Annotated in this window: 2 protein-coding genes; both read right to left on the bottom strand. The window is 60.5% G+C overall.

Going from position 1 to position 3,889, the window contains the following annotated elements; genetic code table 11:
- Window positions 1-1,176 (bottom strand): PQQ-binding-like beta-propeller repeat protein (locus ABX749_RS25075; RefSeq protein WP_372898408.1); only part of this gene is annotated, 1,176 nt, incomplete at its 3' end.
- A gap of 106 nt (window positions 1,177-1,282) precedes the next feature.
- Window positions 1,283-3,865, bottom strand: a complete 2,583-nt coding sequence (locus tag ABX749_RS25070; RefSeq protein ID WP_372898405.1) for a hypothetical protein — start codon at window positions 3,863-3,865, stop codon at window positions 1,283-1,285.
- Between the last annotated feature and the right edge of the window lie 24 nt (window positions 3,866-3,889).

Raw genomic sequence — 3,889 nt, 5'->3', positions numbered from 1 at the left:
GGCGATGACGGTACGCGTCGTTTCGATCAACCAGGGGTAATCATCACGTGTCCAGATTTCGTCTCCCGTCTCGGCGTCGAACACCACCGCGACGGCTTTTTCACCACGTTTGATGCGTCCTTGAAGAAATGCGACTCGCCGGCCATCGGCGACCACATTCCGCGGTTCGGCTGCTGCGACCCGCCACAGTTCCGCTCCGGTTTCGACATGGTATGCCCGTACCGATTGATCATCGGCGGCAATCACGCGCACGCCGTCGAACAAAAACGCGCGAGGCGACTTCATTTTTGCGAACTCGACCAACACCTCGCCGGTCGAAGCGTTCAGTGCAACCAGTCGGTCTTTCAATTTGGCGAAGAGCCTTTGGTCCGAGGCAACAGGTCGCGATCCATCGCCGGCAAGTCTCGGCAGACTGAAGACATCGGGATTGTTGACTCCGTCGTTGTTCAAGTCACGGTGCCAGAGACGCAGCCCATTGAAGCTATCGCGCGCCAAGATGCCGCCGTAAAAGTTTCGACCGCCGGCTGTCACCATCCCTTCGACTTCCGAAGTCGCCGCGGCGATCCAACGCACACGTTGCGGAGGCCCGACGGCGGTGTCCAGCGAAACGGCATTCCCGTCGGCATCGTGCCGAGAGTGAGACCAAGTATCCATCTCGGATGGCCAACGTTTTTGCAGGACGCGCGCGGAGTCGACTTGGCGAGCCGATGCAAACCCCGGCGCATTCAAATCGATTGGTTCGCCCAAGCCTTCATTGACAACCACGACCGATCCGCCAGGAGTCAAGACGCGTAGCAGTTCCGCAGTGGGGACACTGTATCCGGCAACGACGATCAGGTTGACCACGTTTTCGGCATAGGGAAGCCGCTGCGGATCGCGAACGTGCTCGGCCCAAGCCAAACCATAGTGCCCCTGCTCACGCAGTCGCCGCTGTGCAGATTGTGTGACCTGTGCATCGGGATCGAGCACGTGAATCAGGTATCGACCTGTTTGACTCAGTCGTGCGGCGGCATCGGTGTTTTGACCGCCCAGTTGGACAATCAAGCCGCCCTGTAGATCGGCGGCCGCCGCCGGGTCAAACGGTGACGGGGCCTTGGCGGCGGAATCCGTCGCACTGCTCAACGCGGCCAATACAACGAAGATGGCGGATGCGACGCTCGTGACTCGGTCTCTCATGTTCAACCCATCGGCGGGGGGCGTGATTCTGGCAGCCGGAATCAAGATTGGGAATGTGAATCGATTGCCAGCGAACAGTATAGCCGAACCGCCACAGACTCACCCGTTACCGCTCGCTCTGCTCGATCATCGTCTCAAGCGTTTGCAGTTTATCCATCCATTCGTCTGACGATTGGGCAAACGTCGCGATCAGCTGTCGCAGATGCTTTTTCGAATCGTCCAGCAAACGACGCCGTTGGTCGCCGGGGGGCGTCGCCCGAGCCTGAAGGATGCGACTTTCGTTGAGGTGAAAACCGGAACTGAGCAGTCGATCGAGGTATCGCGTTTTGTCTTCGCTGTCAAAGTGCATTCTCGCCAGCGTGTTGGTCAGTTTCGCCCAGCCCCAAATCGCATCGTCGCGGCGCCCTGCGATCGCTTCGGCGAAACGGTCGGCGTCCCCGGTCACCTTGGCGTCTTCGGTCAGCACTTCGGCCGCCATGATCTGCAGTTCGATCGCGGCCGGCGATTGACGCAAGATCTCGGACAACAGCGAGATCGTTCGCGCGGCGTTTCCGGATTGCTGCGCCAGATCGACGCGTTTCAGATGCAGCGTCATTTTCTCTGCCGTCGTTAGCTCGTTTGATTCGGACGCGCGGCGAAGCAATTCGTCCGCTTGCCGATGACACTGCATCACGACGTTTTGATCACTGGCGCGCGTTGCCAGTTCGGACCAGGTTTCTGCGGCCCATAGGATCACGTTGGTCGAGGGGCTCCGCTTGGGATCCAGAATCGATCGCATCAGCGTCTCCAGCTGATCGGCTTGAACGGCCGACACCGGTTGATCGGGATCCAGGTTGTCCACATAGTCTCTTGCGACTTTCGTCTGCAGGCTCGCGATCCGCTCCTTGCCGCGAGGGCCGTAACGTTTTGACAAGGCCGCGATCGACGACTGGATGCCCTCCACATCGCCGGATTGCGAATAGGCCTGAAACAGACATTCCTCGGCGGCGGTGACGAATTCCTTTGACAGCTTCCCCTTCTTCGCCAGTTCCACAACGCCTTGTTTTCCATCGAGCAACGATATCGCTTGCCGTGGATCGTCACGCATCAATGAGATCTCGGCGAGCGAAAACATTCCCGCCAACACGGGTGCCGTGATTTCATTCTTGGGATCGATTTGGTCGATGGCGCCGCGCAGGTATTTCGCCGCGCAGCTGACGATCGCGGCACGTTGTTTGTTGATCCCTTCGTTGTCACGCCGCACCGCCTCGGCCCAGAACTCTCTGCCGGCGGCCAGCTGAGCCTTTGCGTAGAGAGGTGAACGCTTGGGGATTTTGAGGTAGGTTTGCGCGGCCTTGAGATGGAATCCGTCGCGCTGATAAAACTGAGCGGTCGCAAAACGCATCGTGTCCAGTTGGGGGTGTTTGATGCCGCGGCTTGCGATCAGATCACAGAGGTGCTCAAGCTGATGCAGGTCACCCGAACGATCCGCACCGGTGTAGTGCACTTGATGTGCTTCTTGAAAGGCGGCAAAGGCGAGCGTCGCGGCCGCCTTGGCGACCGGTTGCGTCGGATCGGCGAACCGGGTCACGTGCAGCCCATAGACACCGGCGGCGTACAGGTGACCGGCGTCGAAATAGAGGACCGCGAGTGTTGACGCGATTTGATGGCGTTGTTCAAGCGTCGATTCATCGGCCGGTCGTCCGAGACACTGATCGAACAACACAATGCATTCACCTAACAGCGCTTCGATCTCGGGCGACGACGGGGCCGACCGTTTCTGTTCGAGATAGTTTTGATGCGTTTCGAAAGCGACCGCATAGACTCGTTCAAAGGACACGAATGCGGGAGAACGCTGCGGCAAGGAAAGCGGTGCCCGCATCGGTTTTTCCGCGGCATGCTCGATCGGGGTGCGATCGAGCGGGATGAGCGTGTTGGGGTTGGGGGCTCGCGGAAGAGGAGCTGAAGGTTTTGTTTGTTTAGAGGGCGGAGGTTCACCGCCGGGCGCAGTTTCGACGGTTGGATCGGGCTGGCGAGCAACAGGCTTTTTCGATTCCGCGACGACGCCAGAACTCTGCAGCGCAAACGAACCGTCACCGGCGTCGGCAAGGACATCTTGAGCGATTGACTTGGCCGTCGTTGGGCCTGCCGACTTTGGGGCCGGGGCCGACTTTGCGGCCGTGGCAGGCGACGCGGACTGACTCGGGTCGACGGGGGCCGTCGGGGGATCAACGGCCGGCGGTGCAGGTGCTTCGGCGAGGACCGCAGCGTTTTCGGCGGCGGACTGCTCGGTCTGAGGTCGCTGCAGGTACATCAGCATCGCAGCGATCAGCAATCCCAAGACGGCCGCGATTCCGGTCCATTCCACCCATGAAAACCGTCTGCGTCGGCGCGGCGATGACGTTGCCTGGTCGTCTGACGCATCGGTGTCAGGCGCATTGCCCGCAGACGCATCGGCCGCAGCGGCATCGACGGCATCGCTTTGGGATCCGGTGTTCGTCGACAGCAATTCCATGGCCGTCGTCGCGTCGAGCGTCTGCCAACCTGCGGGCAACGTGTCGGCTGCGGGGGGCTCAGCGCGTGGTTCCGGCGTGCTTTCGGCCTGCGGCTTCGCAGTCGGCTTTTCGGCTGGCTTGGTCGCCTGCTTTTTGGCCGAGCGTCCGGGCGCCAAAGTCTTTGCACGCGAGCGCCAGGAAGGGGGATCAGTCATTCGGCGTCCACACTCGGAGCTACT

The organism is Stieleria sp. (assembly GCF_041595215.1).
Lineage (GTDB): Bacteria > Planctomycetota > Planctomycetia > Pirellulales > Pirellulaceae > Stieleria > Stieleria magnilauensis.
Note: the sequence above shows the minus strand (reverse complement) of the source record. Positions and strands in the feature narration are given on the sequence as shown.